The following is a 19,126-nucleotide window of genomic DNA, read 5'->3' on the forward strand; positions in this document are numbered from 1 at the left end:
GCGATCATGGTGGCCCGGGCAGGGCCGGGCCGTGTGGGGTGCGGTGGTTCAGGCGACCCAGTGCTCCGGCGGAACGAGCTCGTCGGGCTTCGGCGGTGGGGGAGCAGTTCCGTCGCCGAAGGGCGATCCGCCCAGTGACTCGCGCCCGTGTGGCTCCAGCCAGCTCTGCAGATCCGGGCCCTTCGGCACGATGCCCGACGGGTTGATGTCGGTGTGCACCTCGTAGTAATGCCGCTTGATGTGGTCGAAGTCGACGGTGTCGCCGAATCCGGGGGTCTGGAACAAGTCGCGTGCGTAGTTCCACAGCACCGGCATCTCGCTGAGCTTGCTGCGGTTGCACTTGAAATGACCGTGATAGACGGGATCGAAGCGCACCAGGGTGGTGAACAGGCGCACGTCGGCCTCGGTGATGTGGTCGCCGACGAGGTAGCGCTGCGTGGACAGGCGTTCGACGAGCCAATCGAGGCGGGCGAACAGTTGGTCGTAGGCCTTGTCGTAGGCCTCCTGCGATCCGGCGAAACCACAGCGGTAGACGCCGTTGTTGACGTCCCTGAACACCAGTTCGGCGACTTCGTCGATCTCGCTGCGCAGCGCCTCCGGATACAGATCGGGCGCACCGTCGCGGTGGTACTGCGTCCACTCCGTGGACAGGTCGAGGGTGATCTGCGGGTAGTCGTTGGTGACGACCTCACCGGTGGGAACGTCGACGAGGGCTGGGACGGTGATACCGCGCTCGTACTCCGGGAATCGCGCGAAGTAGGCGTCCTGCAGTCGGGGGATCTGCAGTACCGAGTCGACGCCGTCGGGCTCTTCCTGGAAGTTCCAGCTGCGGGGGTCGTGGGTCGGCCCGGGAATCCCCAGAGACAGGACGTCTTCGAGGCCCAGTAGCCGGCGAACGATGATGGACCGGTGCGCCCACGGGCAGGCCCGAGCCGCAATCAGTCGATACCGCCCGGGCTCCACCGGATAGCCGTCCCGGCCGTCTGCGGTGATTCGCGTCGGAATGTAGTTGGTGTCGCGCTTGAATTCTTTGCCCGGTTCCACGTAGGCCGCATCGTCGCCCATGCTCTCAACTCCTCTTGTCGGTCGCTCTACCCGACGCTACCCACATCGGATACACCTCAATCTCGGTCACGAGCGGAGCGCGGCGGTGTGACACGCGCCGATTTCCACGTAGCCCAGGCGCGCGGCAAGGCGTCGAGCAATGGTGTTCTCGGGGCGTGATCGCCACTGCGGGATCAAGCCGTCGTCGATGGCGTCGTTGGTCGCCAGCCGGCCGACCACGTGGGCGTGACCCCGGCGGCGATGCTCCGGGTCCGTCAGTACGCGCATGTCCGCCAGGATCAGCTGCTCTTCCGAATAACCGGCTGCGGCGAGGGAGCGCGCGGAGTCTGCGGGTCGATCGTCGCCGAGCAACGTGAACCAGTTTCTCGATACCGGCTCTCCGAATGCCTCGCTGACGTCGGCAGCGCTGCAGTGTGTCGCGAGGTTGCGGGCGTGCGCCGCATCGTGGGAGATCAGTGGGTCGTGTACGTCTATGGAATGGCCGATCTCCGAGCCGTATGCCAGCGTGTGCGTATCGATCTCGTAGCGCTCGGAGCGGTCTCCCAGCAACGACGACATCCAGGTTCGGTCGGTACCCGCCTGGCCGGTGACAGTGCGTGAAGCGTCCACCGCCCAGGACGGACCCGAGATCAGGGTGGTCCCGGCGATTCGCAGGACCGTGATGTCCTCGGTGTCGACGACATGCTCGACGCGTGGTGCGTCGGTGTCGAGGGCCCGATCGTCGAGGTGCAGTCGCCGACACCAGGCCAGGCGGACGATGTCGAGTTTGTGAGTGTCGAATCGGCCGGCGTCGAAAGGGGGGAAATCCACGTTTCGAGACTATCCATCGCGTCACCGCGCCCGTGAGCAACGTTCTCGTTTCGTCGTCCGGAAGAAATCTTTGGGACTTTTTCGCCCCCGGAGTATCGCTCAGCGCCGATAGATGGCAGACTCACTTTTGAGATTAGAGCTTCGACGTGAAGATCTAGCTCGCTTACAGAAGGTTTACAGAATGACGCAGGGCAGTGTGAAGTGGTTCAACGGCGAAAAGGGCTTCGGCTTCATCGAGCAGGATGGTGGCGGACCGGACGTTTTCGTTCATTACTCGGAGATTCAGGGTAGCGGCTTCAAGTCGCTCGACGAGGGCCAGCGCGTGGAGTTCGAGGTGGGCCAGGGTCAGAAGGGCCCCCAGGCTACCGGCGTCCGCGCCATCTGATTCAAACTTCGTAACCCGAATTCCCCTGGCGGAGTGAACTTCTCGAAGTAATCTCCACCAGAAACTCGGTGACAGGGCCGGATACACGGAAGAAATTCCGAGTATCCGGCCTTCGTCTGTTCGAACGGGACATCGACTTCGGTCGGTGTCCCTTGTTCGTTCACATGGCATTGTGCGCGGTATGTCCGGTTGATCCCAGGTCGGAGCAATGTCCGTGTTGCTTTCGGTCGAATCACGGCCGTATATTCCAGCTGGAATAATTCAGCCGGAATATCGAGACGAGGTTCAATGCGTGGCGAGGTGGTGAACCCGCTGGGTGTCTCGGTTCTGGCACTGCTGTCGGAGGGGCAGATGCATCCCTACGAGATGTATCAGCTGCTGCTGGAACGCAAAGAGGATCGGATCGTCAAGGTTCGACCCGGTTCGCTCTATCACGCGGTCGCGCGACTTCACGAGCAGGCGCTGGTCGCCGAAGTCGGAACCGATCGCGGCGGAAATCGCCCCGAACGCACGACGTACGAGATCACGCCCGCCGGCAGACGAGCTCTCGCCGATCGACTGGCCGACATCCTCCGCTCCCCGGTTCGTGAGTATCCACGGTTCACGCTCGGTCTGTCCGAGATGCACAACCTGCCGGCCTCCGAGACCGTCGCATTGCTCCGAGCACGCGTCGAGTACCTGGCCCGCGAGATCGAGGAACTGTCCGGGTATCAGCGGCTGGCGGCAGAACGCAAGGTGTCCGAAATCTACTGGGCTGGAATCGATTACACGTACCACATGCTGACGGCCGAAGTGAACTGGTTGACGAGCTACATCGATCGCGTCGACAGCGGAGAGTTGCCGTGGCCGCACGAGATCTCCGCACTCCACGCCACCCTGACCGATCGTCACCGACCACACGACCCGACGCCTCGGGGATGAGGAGAACGCCATGAACGCCGTCGAGACCGCTCCGCTGCGAGCAGAGATCAGACCCTGGCCTGCCCTGTGGGCGCTGTGCCTGGGATTCTTCATGATCCTGGTCGACACCACCATCGTGGCCGTCGCGCAACCTGCAATTCTCGCCGGGTTGAACACCGACATCAACAACGTCATCTGGGTCACCAGTGCATATCTGTTGGCCTACGCGGTGCCACTGCTCGTCACCGGGCGTCTCGGTGACAAGTTCGGCCCCAAGAATCTGTACATCGCAGGGCTCGTCGTGTTCACGCTCGCATCGGCGTGGTGCGGACTGTCCGGATCCATCGAGATGCTCATCGCGGCCCGCGCCGTGCAGGGCCTCGGCGCTGCGATGATCACCCCGCAGACGATGGCCGTGATCACCCGGGTGTTCCCGGCCGAGAAGCGCGGAACGGCCATGGGCGCGTGGGGAGCGGTCGCCGGAGTGGCGACCCTCGTCGGCCCGATCCTCGGCGGTGTACTCGTCGACTCGCTCGGGTGGGAGTGGATCTTCTTCGTCAACCTGCCGGTCGGCATCGTCGCAATCGTGTTGGCGCTGAAGTTCGTTCCGGTGCTGCCCACTCACGACCACAAGTTCGATCTGCTCGGCGTCGCACTGAGCGCCATAGGTCTGTTCTGCATCGTGTTCGGTATTCAGGAGGGGCAGAAGTACGAGTGGGGGACCGGAATCTGGATGCTCATCGGCGTTGGAGTTCTCATCTTCGCTGGGTTCGTCTACTGGCAGGCGGTGAACACGAGCGAACCCCTCGTCCCCTTGGCGCTGTTCCGCGATCGCAACTTCTCGCTGTCCAATGTCGGTATCGCGGCAATGGGTTTCGCAATGTCCGGAATGATGCTGCCGATCATGTTCTACGCGCAGAGTGTCACCGGCCTGTCGCCTACTCGGTCGGCGCTGCTGTTCGTGCCGATGGCACTGCTGACCGGCATTCTCGCGCCCAACGTCGGCAAGCTCGTCGACAAGACGCATCCGCGGTACATCGCCGGATCTGGGCTGTTCATTCTTGCCGCATCGCTGCTGTGGTTCGCCTACGAGATGACGCCCACCACCGCAATCTGGAAGCTGCTGCTGCCCGTCGCGGCCATGGGCGTGGCAAATGCGCTGATCTGGTCTCCGTTGGCGGCCACAGCAACTCGTAATCTGCCGATGAGTCAGGCAGGCGCGGGCTCGGGTATCTACAACACCACCCGCATGGTCGGCTCGGTGCTCGGTAGCGCCGGCATCGGCGCGCTCATTCAGTCTCGCCTGGCCGCGGAACTACCTGCCGGTGGATCAGCCTCGGGCGCAAGCGAATTCGCAGGCCGAGTGCCCGAGATGTTGCGCGACGGATTCACCGCCGCCATGGCGCAATCGCTGATCTTGCCTGCCGCAGTGCTGTTCGTCGGCATGATCGCCGTCTGCTTCTACGCCCGGCCTGCGTTCAAGTAGCCCATGTGTGTGGAACTTCGTAGCCCACTACGAAGTTCCACACACATGCGGCGCAGCCGCTCTACAGTCCCAGATCGCGGCCGATGAGTTCCTTCATGATTTCGTTCGAGCCGGCCCAGATCTTGGTCACGCGAGCGTCTTTCCAGGCTCGGGCGGCGCGGTATTCGTTCATGAAGCCGTAGCCGCCGTGCAGTTGCACACAGTGGTCGAGAATCTCGTTCTGCACCTGCGAGCTCCACCACTTCGCCTTGGCCGCGTCGATGGCCGTCAGTTCGCCCTGACCGTGCGCGGCGATGCAGTTGTCGATGTATGCCTGCGCCACATCCAGTTTCGTGACGAGCTCGGCGAGCAGGAACTTGTTCCACTGCAGCGAGCCGATCTGCTGCCCGAATGCTTTACGGTCCTTGGCGTACTGCAGCGTCTCCTCGAGGATGGGGCGCACGTGTCCGAGGTTGGCCACCGAGCAGCTGATGCGTTCCTGGGGGAGCAGCTGCATCATGTGGATGAAGCCGCCGTCGAATTCGCCGATCATGTTCGCACTCGGCACCCTGACGTTCTCGAAGAACAGTTCGGCGGTGTCGGATTCGGGCTGACCGACCTTGTCGAGTTTGCGGCCGCGGGAGAAGCCCTCGGTGCCGTTCTCGACGGCGAAGAGTGTGATGCCCTTGGCCTTCTTCTCCGGGGTCGTGCGGGTGGCGACGATGACGAGGTCGGCGGAGTTGCCGTTGGTGATGAACGTCTTGGACCCGTTGATGATGTAGTCGTCGCCGTCCTTGACAGCAGTGGTTTTCAGCGCGGCCAGGTCGGAGCCGCCGGACGGCTCGGTCATCGCGATGGCAGTAAGGATCTCACCGCTGCAGAAGCCTGGCAGCCAGCGCTTCTTCTGCTCCTCGGTTGTGAGTTTGACCAGGTACGGAGCCACGATGTCCACGTGAATACCGAAGCACGACGCCACCGCGGCACTCGAGCGCGCGAGTTCCTCGCCGAGTACGGCGTTGAATCGGTAGTCCTCGGCTCCGCTGCCGCCGTACTCCTCCGGTACTTCGAGTCCCAGAAAGCCGTTGCGTCCCGCTTCGAGCCAGATCTCGCGGTCTATGTACCGCTGCTCGACGAGCTTCTCTTCGACTGGCGCGATGGTCCTGGCGACGAACTCACGTACCGACGCGCGGAAGTCGTCGTGGTCGGACTCGAACAGGCTGCGCTTCACTTACTTGTTCCTCTCGGTAACGGCTAATTCTGCGAACAATACTCGCTGGTAACAACCGTCCTGAACGGGTGTGGCACTATGCGAGACATGGTTGACGCACCCACTTCGCTCGTTCGATCCACCACCGAGGCCGGCGCCGAGGTTGCCGTGCTCACCTTCGATCACGGTCCTCTCAATCTCTTCGATCAGGCGATGTTCGACGCGGTGGCCGCGAATGTGGCCGATCTCGTCGCGAATCCACCGCGTGCGGTGTTGCTGCGCGCCGAGGGCAAGGTCAACTCTGCAGGCGTCGACGTGCATGTCTTCGAGGGGTTGTCCGCCGCGCAGGGCGCCGATCTGTGGCGTGGTTTGTTCGCCGAGATCGCGCACCCGCTCGAGTCGCTGCCCTGCCCGGTGATCTACGCCGCGCACGGTTTGACGCTCACCGCGGCGTTCGAGATCTCGTTGGCCTGCGACATCATTCTTGCCGGACCCAAGGCGAAATTCGGTCTGGTCGAGACCGTCGTCGGGTTGACGCCGTCGATGGGTGGGCCACAGCGGCTGGCCGAGCGGGCCGGGTCGGGTCGGGCTCGCGAGCTCGTCATGACCGGTGATCTGTACGACGCGCAGACACTGATGCAGTGGGGCGTGGTCAATCGGATCCACGACGATGTCGACGCCGCGGCTCTCGCACTGACGCATCGACTTGCCGACGGACCCACCGTTGCCCACTCGGCAACGAAACAGATTGTGGCGGCCTGGCGTTCGGGTGGCGTGGCCCACGCGGACGAGATCACCTCGGAGGTCTCGGGCGCACTGTTCGAGACCGAGGACCTGCGCGGCGCAGTCGCGAGTTTCCTCGAGAACGGTCCGGGAAATGCGACGTACCGCGGCAAGTAGGCTCGTATGAGTGAGTAACGATCAACTGGCCGAACTGCACCTGCACATCGAAGGATCGCTCGAGCCGCCGCTGATATTCGAGCTCGCCGAACGCAACTCCTTGTCCTTGCCGTACAACGACGTCGACGAGCTACAGGCGAAGTACGAGTTCACCGATCTGCAATCCTTCCTGGATCTGTACTACGCGAACATGGCCGTGCTGCAGACTGCCGAGGATTTCGCCGATCTCGCCCGGGCCTACTTTCGCCGTACGGCGCAGGCCGGAGTGACGCACGCGGAGATCTTCTTCGATCCGCAGGCACACACCGAACGCGGCGTGCCCCTCGCGGCCGTCGTCGACGGATTGGCCGACGCGTGTGCGTCCAGTGAGCGCGAATTCGGCGTCACCAGTGGGTTGATCGCGTCGATCCTGCGAGACAAGCCGGTGCTACACGCGAATCAGCTACTCGACGACCTGTTGGCGATGCAGGCTCCCATCATCGGTCTCGGTCTCGATTCGGCCGAGGTGGGCTATCCGCCGTCGTTGTTCGTCGACGTGTTCGCCAAAGCGCGCGCCGAGGGGCTGCACGTCGTTGCGCACGCCGGTGAGGAGGGGCCGCCGGAATACATCTGGCAGGCATTGGATCTGTTGAAGGTCGAGCGCATCGATCACGGGGTGCGGTGCCTGGAAGACGAGGCGCTGATCGCCCGCCTCGTCGAGGAGCAGATTCCGCTCACCGTCTGCCCGCTGTCCAACGTTCGACTCAAGGTGATCGACGACGTGCAGCAGCTCCCGCTGCGACAGATGCTCGAGCGAGGGCTGTCGGTGTCGATCAATTCCGACGACCCCGCCTACTTCGGCGGCTACGTCGACGACAATTTCGCTGCTCTCGAAGCAGGTATCGGCCTCACCGGGGCCGAGCGTACGACGCTGGCCGAGAACTCGATCCGCGCGAGCTTCGTGACGCGGTAGGAGTGGAGCCTGCAGGAACGACCCAATTATCAGATCAGCTCGCCGTCACCGAGATCTTCGGGTAGCCGGTGGCACCGTCTGGCACGGTGTCGGCGGTCCGGTTGGTTTGTAGCTCCCCGGCGGAGTTGGTGGCTCGGGCTCGGATCGAATGTTGCCCGGCAGGCAGGTCCATCTCGACCGCCCATTGCCGCCACGTGTCCTTGGAGTACTGCTCGGAGAGCGTGGCCGGAACCCAGTTACCCTCGTCCACCTGTACTTCTACGGCGTCGATGCCGGTGTGCTGATCCCAGGCGACGCCCGCGATCATCGATTTTCCGGCCGACACCGAGCTGCCCGACTGCGGGGTGTCGATACGCGAGGCCGTTTTGATGGGGCCACGAGCTCCCCAACCACGGTCGGTCCAATACGCCGTCACGCGATCGAATCGGGTGATCTCGATGTCGGTGACCCACTTGGTCGCCGAGACGTATCCGTACAGGCCGGGGACGACGAGCCGGGCCGGGTAGCCGTGCTCGACGGGCAGTGGTGCGCCGTTCATACCGACGGCGAGCAAAGCGTCGCGGCCGTCGAGCAACACTTCCAGGGGCGTGCCCGCAGTGAAGGCGTCACTGCTCGACGACAGCGCCATGTCGGCATCGGCGGAGATGCCCGCTTCTTCGAGAATGTCTCTGAGCGGGTAGCCGATCCATGTCGCGTTGCCCACGAGGTCACCGCCGACGATGTTGGACACGCAGGTCAACGTGACCGTCTTCTCCACCGCCTGGCGCTCGGCGAGATCGGCGAACGTCAGCTCGATCTCACGGTCCACCATGCCGTGGATGCGCAGCGACCACGTATCCGACGCCACGCGCGGCACGACCAAGGCAGTATCGATGCGGTAGAAGTCCTCGTTCGGGGTGATGTACGACGCGAGGCCGTCGATCTGCAGGTCTGCCCCGTCCGGGATCGGCGGTTGGGGCGTCGGTGTCGGAAGCATGAAGCCGAGCCGGTCGGCGGTGACGGCGCGGGCCGAGGTGAGCATCCGGCCGGCCGTTCCGGCGACAACACCGAGTACGGCGGCACCGGCGGCCAGAGTCAGGAAGCTGCGGCGGTTCATGCCCTCCGTCGCAGGCTCTGTAGCACCGATCAGGGCGTGCAGAACGACGATGCCCACGATGACGCCGCCGATGGTCGGGACGGCGTAGAGGACCGTCGCGTCCGGTCTGGTCACTGCCGCGAGAACGCCGAGCACCCCCAATACTGCAAATACCACGGCACCGATGGGTTTGCGGGCAATTCCCGCCCCCGCGGCGATGGCGCCGATCACCACGGCCATGCCGAGGAACAGGGCGAGCTTGTCGGAGGTACCGAAGGTATCGATGGCCCACTCGCGGACGGGGGCCGGACTGTTGTCGACGGCCGAGGACCCGACGGCGGTCAGTGGGGACGAGGTCGGTCCGATGGGTACGGCGATCAGCTCACCGACGCCGAGGACGACCCCGGCCGCGATGATGCCGGACAGCGCGCGTTTTCCTGTGCTCACTCGCTCCAATGTAAGCGTGCGGGCAGTGGCTGCGTCCACGGGATGCTCCACTCGAAGCGCTGACCTGGAGGAAACCGCCAGAACGTCGCAGGACCGGAGCAGAAATTGTGCGCACCGCTACACCGGTCAGCCGCTCAGGACAGCAGGTGCCCGAGGTAGTTGCTCCCGAACAGTTGCGTCGGATCCAGCGAGCTACGGATGCGCACGAAGTCGTCGAAGTGTTCGTAGGAACCGCGCAATTCTGCGCTGCCGAGAGAGTGCAATTTGCCCCAGTGCGGTCGCCCGCCGACGCTGCGGCAGACGGCTTCGACGGCGCCGAAGTATTCGCGGTGATCGCGGCGGTGGTACTGGTGCACGGCGATGTAGGCCGTCGGGCGTCCGTATGCGGTGGAGAGCCAGATGTCGTCGGCCGCGGCGAATCGCACTTCCACAGGGAACGCGATGGAGAGCGCGGATCGCTCGAGCCATCGATCCACCTCACGCAGTACCCAGCCGATCTCGGAAGCCGGCACCGCGTATTCCATCTCGACGAACTTGACGGTCCGCGACGACGCGAACACCCGGTACGAGCGGTCGGTGTACTCGCGGGCCGACAGCGCCCGGGCCGAGACCGCATTGAGACGAGGAATCAGGGCCGGCGCGCGCGTCACCATGCGGTTGAGACCTTCGAAGACCGTGTTGGACAACAATTCGTCGTCGATGTATGAGCGCACCTTTCCCAGCGGCCGCAGCGCAGTCTCACCGGGCAGGCGAGTGTTGCGTTTGGTCAGTACGCGGTCGGTGTGCGGAAACCAGTAGAACTCGAAGTGGTCGACGCCTGCGACGGTCTCGTCGAGACCATCGAGCGTCCCCCGCAGCGTCGACGGCTCCTCGACGGCTCGCAGAGCGAAGGCAGGCACGCAGTCGAGGGTGACGCGGGTGATGACACCGAGTGCGCCCAAGCCGATACGCGCTGCGCTGAACAGCTCCACATTCTCGTCCCGAGAGCACCGCACCGGCTGTCCGTCCGCGGTCATCAGCTCGATGGCGTGCACCTGGGTGGCGATCCCGCCGAAGCGTGCTCCGGTTCCATGAGTGCCGGTGGAGATGGCACCGGCAACGGACTGCTCGTCGATATCGCCGAGGTTCGTCATGGCCAGGCCCAGGTCCCACAACAATGCAGTCAACTCGCGCAATCGGGTACCGGCGAGCACGGTCACCCGGGCGGAACCGTCGTCGGCGCGAACGACCGATTCGATACCGCGTAGCGAGTCCAGATTGATCTGGACACCGTCGGTGACCGCAATCGGGGTGAAGGAGTGACCGGCACCGACGCACCGCACCGACCGAGACTGGTCGACGGCAGCCTGCAGTACGACGCGCAGTTCGTCCACCGACGAGGGTTCGGCTCGATACGACGGATACGCATGCTGGTTGCCCGCCCAGTTCTGCCACGACCGCTCGATCATCGAATCACTATGTCAAACGCGCGTTCCGCAGGCTCCACTCCTGTCCTGCCCGGGTCGTTCCGCAGGCTCCACTCCTGTCCTGCCCGGGTCGTTCCGCAGGCTCCACTCCTGTCCTGCCCGGGTCGTTCCGCAGGCTCCACTCCTGTCCTGCCCGGGTCGTTCCGCAGGCTCCACTCCTGTCCTGCTCCCGGTTCCGCCGGGTCAATCCGAGGCGCAGACCTCGGACGCGCCCTAGTATCGGGTCATGCAAACGAGGTTGCCCGCGGACGTGCGACGCGCACAACTGGTGCAGTCGGCGATCGACGTCGCAGAGCGGGTGGGTATCGAGTCCTTGACGGTGCGCGCGCTCTCGGAGGATGCGGACGTCACCAAGGGCATCGTGCAGTACCACTTCGAGACCAAGCAGGATCTGGTGATCGCGATGGGGGAGCACCTCATCGTCGACGTCACCGAAATTCTGCACGCCGCGCTGGACAGCGCTGTCGGGACGCGTGAACTGCCCGGCGTCCGGGGCCTGCGAGAGCTGGTACACGGTGGATTGAGCGCGGTGTGGTTGCTGATCGAGAAGTCGCCGGATCGGCAGTTGCTCGCGTACGAGATCAAGACCTATCTGCTCCGCCATCGCGCGCTCGGCTCGGCGACGGCCGCCGAGATCGCCAGCGGACAGTATCGAATCCGAGATTCCGAGGCGCAGCTGTTCTTCGAGAAGTGCTCCGCTCACACCGGCACGCGATGGCTCGAGCCGGTCGAGTCGATCGCGCGGTTCGCGATGGCCACCCTCGACGGTCTGGTGCTGCGCTGGTTGGTCGACCGTAACGACCTCGAGGTGCTGGCGCAGATCGACGACCTGTCGGGGTCGATCGCAACCAAGGCCCACGACCGCTGAGGGCCCCGACACTCGCCGGGACTTCTGGGCCGCGGAGTGTTTGACTGTGTAGGCCCGGCAACGACGAAGGAATGAGCCGTATGAGTTCGATCGCCGGTGTCGCAATCACCGACTCGACACCACTGTCCCGCATAGCCACTGCCACCGAGGGACTCGAATCTCCTTTGGCTGCAGTCGATTCAGCAGCTCTCGACGCCAACGCGGCGGCTCTGCGAGCACGAGCGAACGGCGTACCGATCCGGATCGCCAGCAAGTCGGTGCGATGCCGGGCCGTACTCGATCGGGTCCTCGCGATCGATGGCGTGAGCGGAGTCATGGCGTACTCATTGCGCGAGGCAGTGTGGCTGGCGCGCCAGGGAGTCGAGGACATCCTGATGGGATACCCGAGCGTCGATCGCACCGCGCTCGCAGAGGTCGTCAACGATCGCGTGCTGTCGGGGCGTATCACGCTGATGGTCGACGACGTCGCGCAACTCGAGATCGTGCGCGACGCCACCCACAGTGAGCTTCTCAAACCCCGTATCTGTATCGACGTCGATGCCTCGCTGAGGATCGGGCCGCTGCACATCGGGGTCAGGCGTTCCCCGCTGCGTGAACCCGAGCAGGTTGCCGCCTTCGCGCGGGTTGCGCACTCGCAAGGGTTCAGGGTGGTCGGCCTGATGTTCTACGAGGCGCAGATCGCCGGGGTGCCCGATTCCAACGTCGCGGTGGAATTGATGAAGTCGCTGTCGTCCCGTGAGATCTCCACGCGCAGAACGGCAGTGGTCGAGGCGGTGACTGCAGCGGTGGGGCGTATCGAGATCGTCAACAGCGGCGGCACCGGTTCGCTCGACTTCTCGGCAGCCGATCCGGTCGTCACCGAGGTCACGGCCGGATCCGGCCTGTTCGCGCCGACGCTGTTCGATCGGTATCGCGCGTTCTCGGCCGAGCCGTCGCTGTTCTTCGCGTTGCCGGCGGTGCGCAAACCGACCCCGCAGATCGCGACATTGTTCGGCGGTGGTTACATCGCGTCGGGCCCGGCGTCGGCGTCCCGTTCGCCCCGTCCGGTCGCCTGGTCGAGGAAGGCCAGGGGGCTGGTCACATCCGGGCTGAAGTTGCTGCGCAACGAGGGGGCAGGCGAGGTGCAGACGCCGGTGAGTGGAGCCGATGAGGTGCAGATCGGTGATCGAGTCTGGTTCCGACACGCCAAGGCGGGCGAGCTGTGCGAGCGATTCGACACCCTGCATCTGGTGCACGCGGACGGATCGGTCGAGGCGGTTCCCACCTATCGCGGCGAGGGCATGGCGTTCGGCTGAATTCCGTTCTCGCACAAGCTCATGAAGGTGCCGAGGGTGACCAGTCCGGCCGGGGTCGACGGTAGGTAGTGGGTCAGTGCTCGCGATCGGATCAGTATTGCGGCCCACTGACCGCGCGATACAGCTACGTTGAGTCTGTTGCGAGAGAGCAGAAATCCCATGCCGCGCGGAACGTCCTCGATCGCCGATGCCGCCATCGAAATCAACACCACCGGTGCTTGACGGCCCTGGAATTTGTCGACGGTCCCCACCGAGACGTCGCCGAGTCCGGCGGCCGCGAGTCGCTCGAGGATGACGGCGACCTGCGCGTTGTAGGCCGCGACGACCAAGAAGTCGGCCTGCTCCATCGGCCGCGCACCGTCGAAGGAGTGTGGATCGCTCCACCGTAGGCCCAGTAGGTCCTGCACTCGTGCGACGATTTCGTCGGCCTCCTCCACCGAGTCCGTGGAATTGCCGTGATGGTCCAGGTAGACCGTGTGTAGGCCAGGATCGATGGATTCGAGCGAACGTGCCTGTGTCACATCGCTGTTGGACTCCAGTTTGCCCTCGTACGACAGCGCCGAAACCGGTGCGCACAGGTCCGGATGCATCCGCCAGGTCGTCGCGAGGAAGTATCCGCGATCGGCGGGCAGGGTCGGGTGACCGTTCGTGATCCAGCCCAGAGCCGACTCGTCCACGGGCTCGGGGTGGGTGCCCTGGCTGACCTGCGGCAACTGTGCGGGGTCGCCGAGCAGCAACAGATTGCGTGCGGACACCGAGACCGCGATGGTGTTGGCCAGCGAAAACTGCCCGGCCTCGTCGACGACGAGCAGATCCAGGGCCCCGGCCGGTATCCGGCCGGGGTTGGAGAAGTCCCACGCGGTGCCGCCGATGACGCAGCCCGCCTCGGCCTCGGTGACGAATCGGGAGTAGTCCGTCGGCTCGACGACGGTGTGGGCGGTCGGGGCTTTCTTGCCTACCCGGGCTGGATCCACCCCGGCTTTGACGATCGTGTCCAGCAGATTGTTCACCACGTGATGCGACTGGCCCACCACACCGATGCGCCAGTGATGGACATCGACCAATTCGGCAATCACCCGCGCTGCCGTGTAGGTCTTCCCGGTCCCGGGTGGGCCCTGCACGGCAACGTAGGAATTGTCCAGATCGAGCAGCGCAGCGGTAACCGCCGTTGCGTAATCGCTGCCCTGCGCAGCGGGAAGGCCGGTACCGGACCGGGTTCGGGGCGCGGACCGCGTCAGTAGATCGGCGACGGCCGTGCGCGGAAGATGCGGCAGAACGGCGCTGACCTCGGTGGCAACGCCGGCGATCGCTTCTTCGAGATATTTGGTCGCCGGCGGCGGTTCCGGTGCGGTCGCGATGGGAAAGTCGGTGTACTCGTCCACGCCCTTACGCAGGTTCTCCTGCACCACGACCATGTCGAGGGTTCCCTCGTAGCCGGTCTGGACAATCTCGACCGACGTGGTCGCCCGATGGTTCGGTTGCTGCTTCGGCAGTCCGTCGGGGGCCGGGTCGGCGTAGAGCAGTGTGACCTTCGAGCCCGAGAGGGCACCGTTGCTCAGGTGTCCCAGTAGTTTGATCTGCCGACGCAGAACTCGTTGCTTCGGTGCTGTTTTCATCCAGTCGTGCACCAGTTCGGCGCGCTCGACCTTCAGCACGTCGGCGGCGTCGGCCCACTCGTCCAGTGGCTCGGTCAGGCGATCGAAGTGACCCCACCAGAACGGCTTTCGCTCGCGCCGGTGATATCCGATGGCCCCGGAGAACAGGGCGACGGCCTGCTGCGTCGGGGTACGGTCCCAGGGCAGTCCTGCGTACTCGGCGAGTTGGAGCTCGAGTTCGCTCGCGCTGTCCCCGGCGCGCTCTTCGAGCTCGAGTTGCTGGTTCGCCCGCGGCTGCACACCGGCATCCGACGCGCGTTCGAGTAGCCAGTCACGCAGTCGCAGAGTCGATTCGCAGTCGGTTCGGTTGTACTCGGCGATGTCGGCCAGGAGAGCCGCGGCCTCGGCATCTTTGCCCTGATCACGTAGATCGCACCAGTTCGCGTACTCGACGATCGACGCCGCCGCGTCGGTGACCTCGCCGTCGCGGGCTGCGGGCATGTACAGCGGTTCGAGTTTCTTGATGCTGTAGGACCGGGCTCCGATGCGCACCGCGGATCGGACGACGGGATACAGGTCCACCAGCACGTTGTGTCGCAACAGGTCGTCGACCGCGTCCTCACCCACTCCGTACCGTCCGGCGAGCCTGAGCAGAGCGGTCTTCTCGTACGGCGCGTAGTGGTAGACGTGCATGTTCGGGTACACAGAACGGCGCGCGGACACGTAGTCGAGGAACTCGATCAGGGCACGGCGTTCCTGGGCGCGATCGTGCGCCCAGAACGGCAGGAATTCGCCGTCGGCGGTGTAGACCCCGAAGAGGTACTCCAATCCCCATTCGGTGCTGCCGTTTTCGGCCCACAGTGGGTCGCCCTCGAAGTCGAAGAAGATGTCGCCGGGATCGGGCTCGGGTAGCACTCCGAGGGCGTCGGCGTCGAAGATCTCGAACTCGGCGTCGCCGCTGCGCTCCTGGCGAACCTGTAACGCGGCCTGCGCCCGGAGATTGGCCAGCGTGCGCGTGGACATGCCGTCCACGGTCCCGGTCGAGGCGGCGAGCTGGTCCACCGTCACGATTCCCGCGTCGAACAGCTTGTCTCGGGCACTCGCGCGCATGCCGGCGACGAGAACCAGATCCCGATGCTGCTCCACTTCCACCGTGCAGGCCTCGCACTGCCCACAACCGGAGTAGCGCGGATCGAACCAGTCCACAACGCTGCCCTCGGCGTGATGTTCGTCGAGGATGTGTTGTAGGTGTTCGCGAGACTGTCGGTAAACCGGGAGTATCTCGGCGAGAGCGTGTGCGGAGTCGCTGCCGTCGCCGAGCATCAGGTGGACGTTCTCGCTCGGGGTGATCCCGCCGGCCCGCAGTGCGTCGGCATAGGCCGCCAGCTGCAGCAGCGCAGGCACTTTCGCGTGCCGCGACAGTTTGGTGTCGTAGACGGAGTAGCTCGGGCCCTGTGCCACCAGGAAGTCGCAGAAGCCCAGGAACCGACCGTCGAAGAAGGTGGCCTGGTATACCACTGGGGTGCGTGCGGTCAGGGCGGTGAACGTCGCCCAGGAGGCGTCGGCCAGTTCCTGCGCAGTGCGGCCCGGTCGCTCCATCGTCAGTACGCCGCCGGGGTAGCGCTGCTCGAATGCGTCCAGCTGGCGGCGTTCGTGCTCGAATCCGAGTGCAGACGTGCGGTCGAGCATGGGATCGGACTCGGCGACTGCTCGTGGGATCAGTCCGGTCAGCCCGTCGAGCCGGCGCAGCAACCCGAATTCGCAGGACGCTGCTGCCGCGAGGTCGCTGGCGCTGTAGATGACCCGATCGCCGAGGAGGAACACAAGCGCCAACCCTAGCTATCGACGTACGAGCGACCGACGAGAGCGCTACCGGTCACGTTGCGCGCGGAAGCCGTCGCGAAGAGGCAAAATGGTCCAATGCCTTTTTTCGACGGAGCCACCGGTGCGGTCCACTACCGAAACTGGACTGTTCCCGATGCTCGTTTCGGTCTTGTCTTTCTGCACGGTCTCGGTCAGAACAGTGGCCACTACCACCGCTTCGCTCGCGTCCTGAACGGACGCGGAGTGGACGTGTGGGCGGTCGATCACGTGGGCCACGGTCTCACCGAGGGGGAGCTGACCGACGCTGCTCAGATTCGCGGCCTCGCCCAGAATGCACTGCAGTTGCTCGACATCGCCGAGGCCGAGCATCCGGAGTTGTCGTTCGCGCTGATGGGTCATTCGCTGGGTGCGGCGACGGCCATCGCAGCGCTCGGCGCGCATCCGCAGGCGGTTCGGTGCGCCGTGCTGTGCGGCACCCCGAAGTCGGTGACCGGTGCGGCCGACGATCTCGCAGACAACGTGATCCCGATTCTCGCCGTGCACGGCGTCGACGACCGGTTGGCTCCGGTCGATGCGGTGCGTGAGTGGATCGGCGGCGTGCCCGACGCGTCCCTGCGCGAGTTCGAGGACGGCGGTCACGACCTGCTGCACGAGAAGATCCACCTGCAGGTGACGTTGTCGGTCGCGGAGTTCCTCGACGACCACATGTCCTGACCCGGCAGCCGTGAGGCCGGTACCGCACGCAGGAAGGGCCCGACGCGAGGAGATTGCGCCGGGCCCTTCTTGTGTGTTCTGTTCCTACGAGTAGATGGCCTCGATGTCGCTGCCACGCTCGGAGTGGATGATGTTGCGCTTGAGCTTCATCGTGGGGGTGAGCTCACCGGTTTCGACGGTGAAGTCGTGCTCGAGGAGCGAGTATTTCTTGATCTGCTCCGGGTTGGAGACCTTCTTGTTCGCCTCGGCGACGGCCTTGTCGATCTCTGCGACGAGGTCGGCGTTCTTCGACAGTTCCGCGAACGGGATATCGGCAGAGAGGTTGTGCCGTTCGAGCCAGCCCGGCAGTGCTTCGGGGTCGAGGGTGATGAGTGCTCCGATGAACGGCTTGGCATCACCGACGACGAGGCACTGGCTGACGATCGCGTTGGCGCGCAGGGCGTCCTCGAGCACCGCGGGGGCGACGTTCTTGCCGCCGGCGGTGACGATGATTTCCTTCTTGCGGCCGGTGATCGAGACGTAGCCTTCCTGGTCGATCGCGCCGAGGTCACCGGTGTGGAACCAGCCGTCGACGATCGACTCGGATGTGGCCTTCTCGTTGTGCCAGTAGCCGCTGAACACCACCGGGCCCTTGAGGAGCAGTTCACCGTCTTCGGCGACCTTCACCGAGTGGCCGTTGATGGGCTTGCCGACGGTGCCGACGCGCTGTTCCTTGGTGGTGTTGACGGTGACAGCGGCGCTGGTCTCGGTCAGTCCGTAGCCCTCGTAGACCGGTACGCCCGCACCGCGGAAGAAGTGGCCGAGGCGAGCGCCGAGAGGACCGCCGCCGGACACTGCGCGCTCGCAGTTGCCGCCGAGCGCAGCCCGCAGCTTGGAGTAGACGAGCTTGTCGAACACGGTGTGCTTGAGGTTCAGGACCAGGCCGGCTCCACCCTTTTCCTGTGCCTCGCTCCACTCGATGGCCGTGGCGGCTGCCTTGTCGAAGATGCTGCCCTTGCCGCCGTCGTGTGCCTTCTGCTTGGCCGAGTTGTAGACCTTCTCGAATACTCGCGGCACCGAGAGGATGAAGTCCGGCTTGAAGACAGCGAACTGCTCCACCAGGGTCGATACGTCCGAGGTGTGGCCCACGGTGGCTTTGGACTCGAATGCGCCGAACGAGATGGCGCGGGCGAACACGTGCGCCATCGGGAGGAACATCAACGTGCGGTTGCCCTCCTTCATCGAGTCGTGCAGGGCGATCTGGGTGGCCTGGACCTCGGCGTAGAAGTTCGAGTGCGTCAGCTGCACGCCCTTGGGGCGGCCGGTGGTGCCCGAGGTGTAGATCAACGTTGCCGGCGACTGCGCGGTGACCTGGTGGCGACGTGCATGCAGGTCCTCGTCGCTGACCTCGGCGCCGCGGGTGGTCAGTTCGTCGATGGCTCCGGCGTCGATCTGCAGCACCTCACGCAGATCCTTGGCACCCTCGGTGACCTCTTTGAGGTTCGAGGCGTGCGCTGCCGTCTCGACGACGAGCAGTTTCGTGGCCGAGTCCTCGAGAATCCACTGGGCCTGATCGGCGGAGGAGGTCTCGTAGATCGCGACGGTGCATCCGCCCGCGGTCCAGATGGCGTAATCGACGACGACCCACTCGTAGCGTGTCGCGCTGAGGATGGCGACGCGGTCGCCGAGTTCGACGCCGGAGGCGATCAGTCCTTTGGCTACTGCGGCGACTTCCTTGGCGAACTGGGCCGCGGTGACGTCGGTCCAGGTGCCGTTGACGAGTCGCTGGAACGGTACGAGGTTCGGCGATTCCTTCTCGTACCGGAAGACGGTGTCGGCCATGGATGCGTCGTCGGGAATGGTGAACGACGCCGGCACAGAATATTCGCGCACTGCTGGACCCCTTACGGAAAGAAAGCGTGGTAGTTGTGCATTTCATCACACCCGAGTCCGTAACGCACCACCGAGGTTGTCCGGTATGCGCATTTTGCCGGTCGATTCGGATGAGTTGAGTGTGACTTGGAGTACAACTTAACCGTCCGTCGTGGAGCTTCGCCGTCGGGTCGGGGCTGTGAGGCCGCTCGCACGAGCCGCTACCGTCGCCGTTTTCGTCACCTGATCAGCGCAGAAGGGGTCGAACAGGGCGAGCAGGTACTAAACTCTTCCGATATATGAGCAC

The 19,126-nt window shown here is 64.6% G+C and carries 15 protein-coding genes; 8 read left to right on the forward strand and 7 right to left on the reverse strand.

Annotated features, from left to right (window positions below; translation table 11 throughout):
• Positions 1-48: 48 nt before the first annotated feature.
• Both RHODMAR_RS10840 and RHODMAR_RS10845 read right to left on the reverse strand, forming a co-directional pair.
• Positions 49-1,065, reverse strand: coding sequence for a glutathione S-transferase family protein (locus tag RHODMAR_RS10840; RefSeq protein WP_008714355.1), 1,017 nt, complete (start codon positions 1,063-1,065; stop codon positions 49-51).
• Positions 1,066-1,131: 66 nt separating this feature from the next.
• The gene (locus RHODMAR_RS10845; protein WP_008714357.1) at positions 1,132-1,875 is read right to left on the reverse strand and encodes a GNAT family N-acetyltransferase; all 744 of its coding nucleotides are present in this window, start codon (positions 1,873-1,875) and stop codon (positions 1,132-1,134) included.
• 181 nt (positions 1,876-2,056) lie between these two features.
• Between RHODMAR_RS10845 and RHODMAR_RS10850 the strand changes: the two genes are divergently transcribed.
• The 3 genes from RHODMAR_RS10850 (at position 2,057) to RHODMAR_RS10860 (ending at position 4,646) form a co-directional block, all read left to right on the forward strand.
• Entirely contained in the window at positions 2,057-2,260 is a 204-nt protein-coding gene (locus RHODMAR_RS10850) for a cold-shock protein (RefSeq protein ID WP_008714360.1), read from the forward strand.
• Positions 2,261-2,548: 288 nt separating this feature from the next.
• On the forward strand, positions 2,549-3,181 hold the full coding sequence (locus tag RHODMAR_RS10855; protein ID WP_008714362.1) for a PadR family transcriptional regulator: 633 nt from the start codon (positions 2,549-2,551) through the stop codon (positions 3,179-3,181).
• Between the two features lie 10 nt (positions 3,182-3,191).
• Entirely contained in the window at positions 3,192-4,646 is a 1,455-nt protein-coding gene (locus RHODMAR_RS10860; protein WP_008714365.1) for a DHA2 family efflux MFS transporter permease subunit, read from the forward strand.
• A 61-nt stretch (positions 4,647-4,707) separates the two neighbouring features.
• Here the strand turns inward: RHODMAR_RS10860 and RHODMAR_RS10865 are convergent, their stop codons facing one another.
• The gene (locus tag RHODMAR_RS10865) at positions 4,708-5,853 is read right to left on the reverse strand and encodes an acyl-CoA dehydrogenase family protein (protein ID WP_008714367.1); all 1,146 of its coding nucleotides are present in this window, start codon (positions 5,851-5,853) and stop codon (positions 4,708-4,710) included.
• An 87-nt stretch (positions 5,854-5,940) separates the two neighbouring features.
• Here RHODMAR_RS10865 and RHODMAR_RS10870 point away from each other — a divergent pair, with 87 nt between their 5' ends.
• Together RHODMAR_RS10870 and RHODMAR_RS10875 are read left to right on the forward strand one after the other, a co-directional pair.
• Positions 5,941-6,732, forward strand: a complete 792-nt coding sequence (locus tag RHODMAR_RS10870) for an enoyl-CoA hydratase/isomerase family protein (protein ID WP_042938736.1) — start codon at positions 5,941-5,943, stop codon at positions 6,730-6,732.
• 10 nt (positions 6,733-6,742) lie between these two features.
• Positions 6,743-7,684, forward strand: coding sequence for an adenosine deaminase (locus RHODMAR_RS10875; protein ID WP_008714372.1), 942 nt, complete (start codon positions 6,743-6,745; stop codon positions 7,682-7,684).
• A 34-nt stretch (positions 7,685-7,718) separates the two neighbouring features.
• On the opposite strand, the gene RHODMAR_RS10880 is transcribed toward RHODMAR_RS10875, so the two are convergent.
• Together RHODMAR_RS10880 and RHODMAR_RS10885 are read right to left on the reverse strand one after the other, a co-directional pair.
• Positions 7,719-9,206, reverse strand: a complete 1,488-nt coding sequence (locus RHODMAR_RS10880) for a molybdopterin-dependent oxidoreductase (protein WP_042938765.1) — start codon at positions 9,204-9,206, stop codon at positions 7,719-7,721.
• Positions 9,207-9,340: 134 nt separating this feature from the next.
• Positions 9,341-10,654 (reverse strand): D-arabinono-1,4-lactone oxidase, encoded by a 1,314-nt coding sequence (locus RHODMAR_RS10885; protein WP_008714375.1) that lies wholly within the window; start codon positions 10,652-10,654, stop codon positions 9,341-9,343.
• Between the two features lie 244 nt (positions 10,655-10,898).
• On the opposite strand from RHODMAR_RS10885, the gene RHODMAR_RS10890 reads away from it, so the two are divergent.
• A complete protein-coding gene (locus RHODMAR_RS10890) occupies positions 10,899-11,540 on the forward strand; it encodes a TetR/AcrR family transcriptional regulator (RefSeq protein ID WP_042938737.1) in 642 nt (213 codons plus the stop codon).
• A gap of 80 nt (positions 11,541-11,620) precedes the next feature.
• Positions 11,621-12,835: an alanine racemase gene (locus tag RHODMAR_RS10895; protein WP_008714379.1), complete on the forward strand. Its 1,215-nt coding sequence runs from the start codon at positions 11,621-11,623 to the stop codon at positions 12,833-12,835.
• On the opposite strand, the gene RHODMAR_RS10900 is transcribed toward RHODMAR_RS10895, so the two are convergent.
• On the reverse strand, positions 12,805-16,254 hold the full coding sequence (locus tag RHODMAR_RS10900) for a TM0106 family RecB-like putative nuclease (RefSeq protein WP_042938738.1): 3,450 nt from the start codon (positions 16,252-16,254) through the stop codon (positions 12,805-12,807). The genes RHODMAR_RS10895 and RHODMAR_RS10900 overlap by 31 nt on opposite strands.
• A gap of 96 nt (positions 16,255-16,350) precedes the next feature.
• Between RHODMAR_RS10900 and RHODMAR_RS10905 the strand changes: the two genes are divergently transcribed.
• Entirely contained in the window at positions 16,351-16,968 is a 618-nt protein-coding gene (locus tag RHODMAR_RS10905; RefSeq protein ID WP_042938739.1) for an alpha/beta hydrolase, read from the forward strand.
• Between the two features lie 84 nt (positions 16,969-17,052).
• On the opposite strand, the gene RHODMAR_RS10910 is transcribed toward RHODMAR_RS10905, so the two are convergent.
• Positions 17,053-18,840, reverse strand: a complete 1,788-nt coding sequence (locus RHODMAR_RS10910; protein ID WP_008714384.1) for an AMP-dependent synthetase/ligase — start codon at positions 18,838-18,840, stop codon at positions 17,053-17,055.
• Positions 18,841-19,126 lie beyond the last annotated feature (286 nt).

The organism is Rhodococcus sp. AW25M09, assembly GCF_000333955.1.
Classification (GTDB): Bacteria; Actinomycetota; Actinomycetes; order Mycobacteriales; family Mycobacteriaceae; genus Rhodococcoides.

Excerpts from the sequence above, each read along its gene's own strand:
- RHODMAR_RS10840 (WP_008714355.1), bottom strand. The coding sequence starts at position 1,065 with ATGGGCGACGATGCGGCCTACGTGGAACCGGGCAAAGAATTCAAGCGC.
- RHODMAR_RS10850 (WP_008714360.1), top strand. The coding sequence starts at position 2,057 with ATGACGCAGGGCAGTGTGAAGTGGTTCAACGGCGAAAAGGGCTTCGGC.
- RHODMAR_RS10855 (WP_008714362.1), top strand. The coding sequence starts at position 2,549 with ATGCGTGGCGAGGTGGTGAACCCGCTGGGTGTCTCGGTTCTGGCACTG.
- RHODMAR_RS10860 (WP_008714365.1), top strand. The coding sequence starts at position 3,192 with ATGAACGCCGTCGAGACCGCTCCGCTGCGAGCAGAGATCAGACCCTGG.
- RHODMAR_RS10870 (WP_042938736.1), top strand. The coding sequence starts at position 5,941 with ATGGTTGACGCACCCACTTCGCTCGTTCGATCCACCACCGAGGCCGGC.
- RHODMAR_RS10885 (WP_008714375.1), bottom strand. The coding sequence starts at position 10,654 with ATGATCGAGCGGTCGTGGCAGAACTGGGCGGGCAACCAGCATGCGTAT.
- RHODMAR_RS10890 (WP_042938737.1), top strand. The coding sequence starts at position 10,899 with ATGCAAACGAGGTTGCCCGCGGACGTGCGACGCGCACAACTGGTGCAG.
- RHODMAR_RS10895 (WP_008714379.1), top strand. The coding sequence starts at position 11,621 with ATGAGTTCGATCGCCGGTGTCGCAATCACCGACTCGACACCACTGTCC.
- RHODMAR_RS10905 (WP_042938739.1), top strand. The coding sequence starts at position 16,351 with ATGCCTTTTTTCGACGGAGCCACCGGTGCGGTCCACTACCGAAACTGG.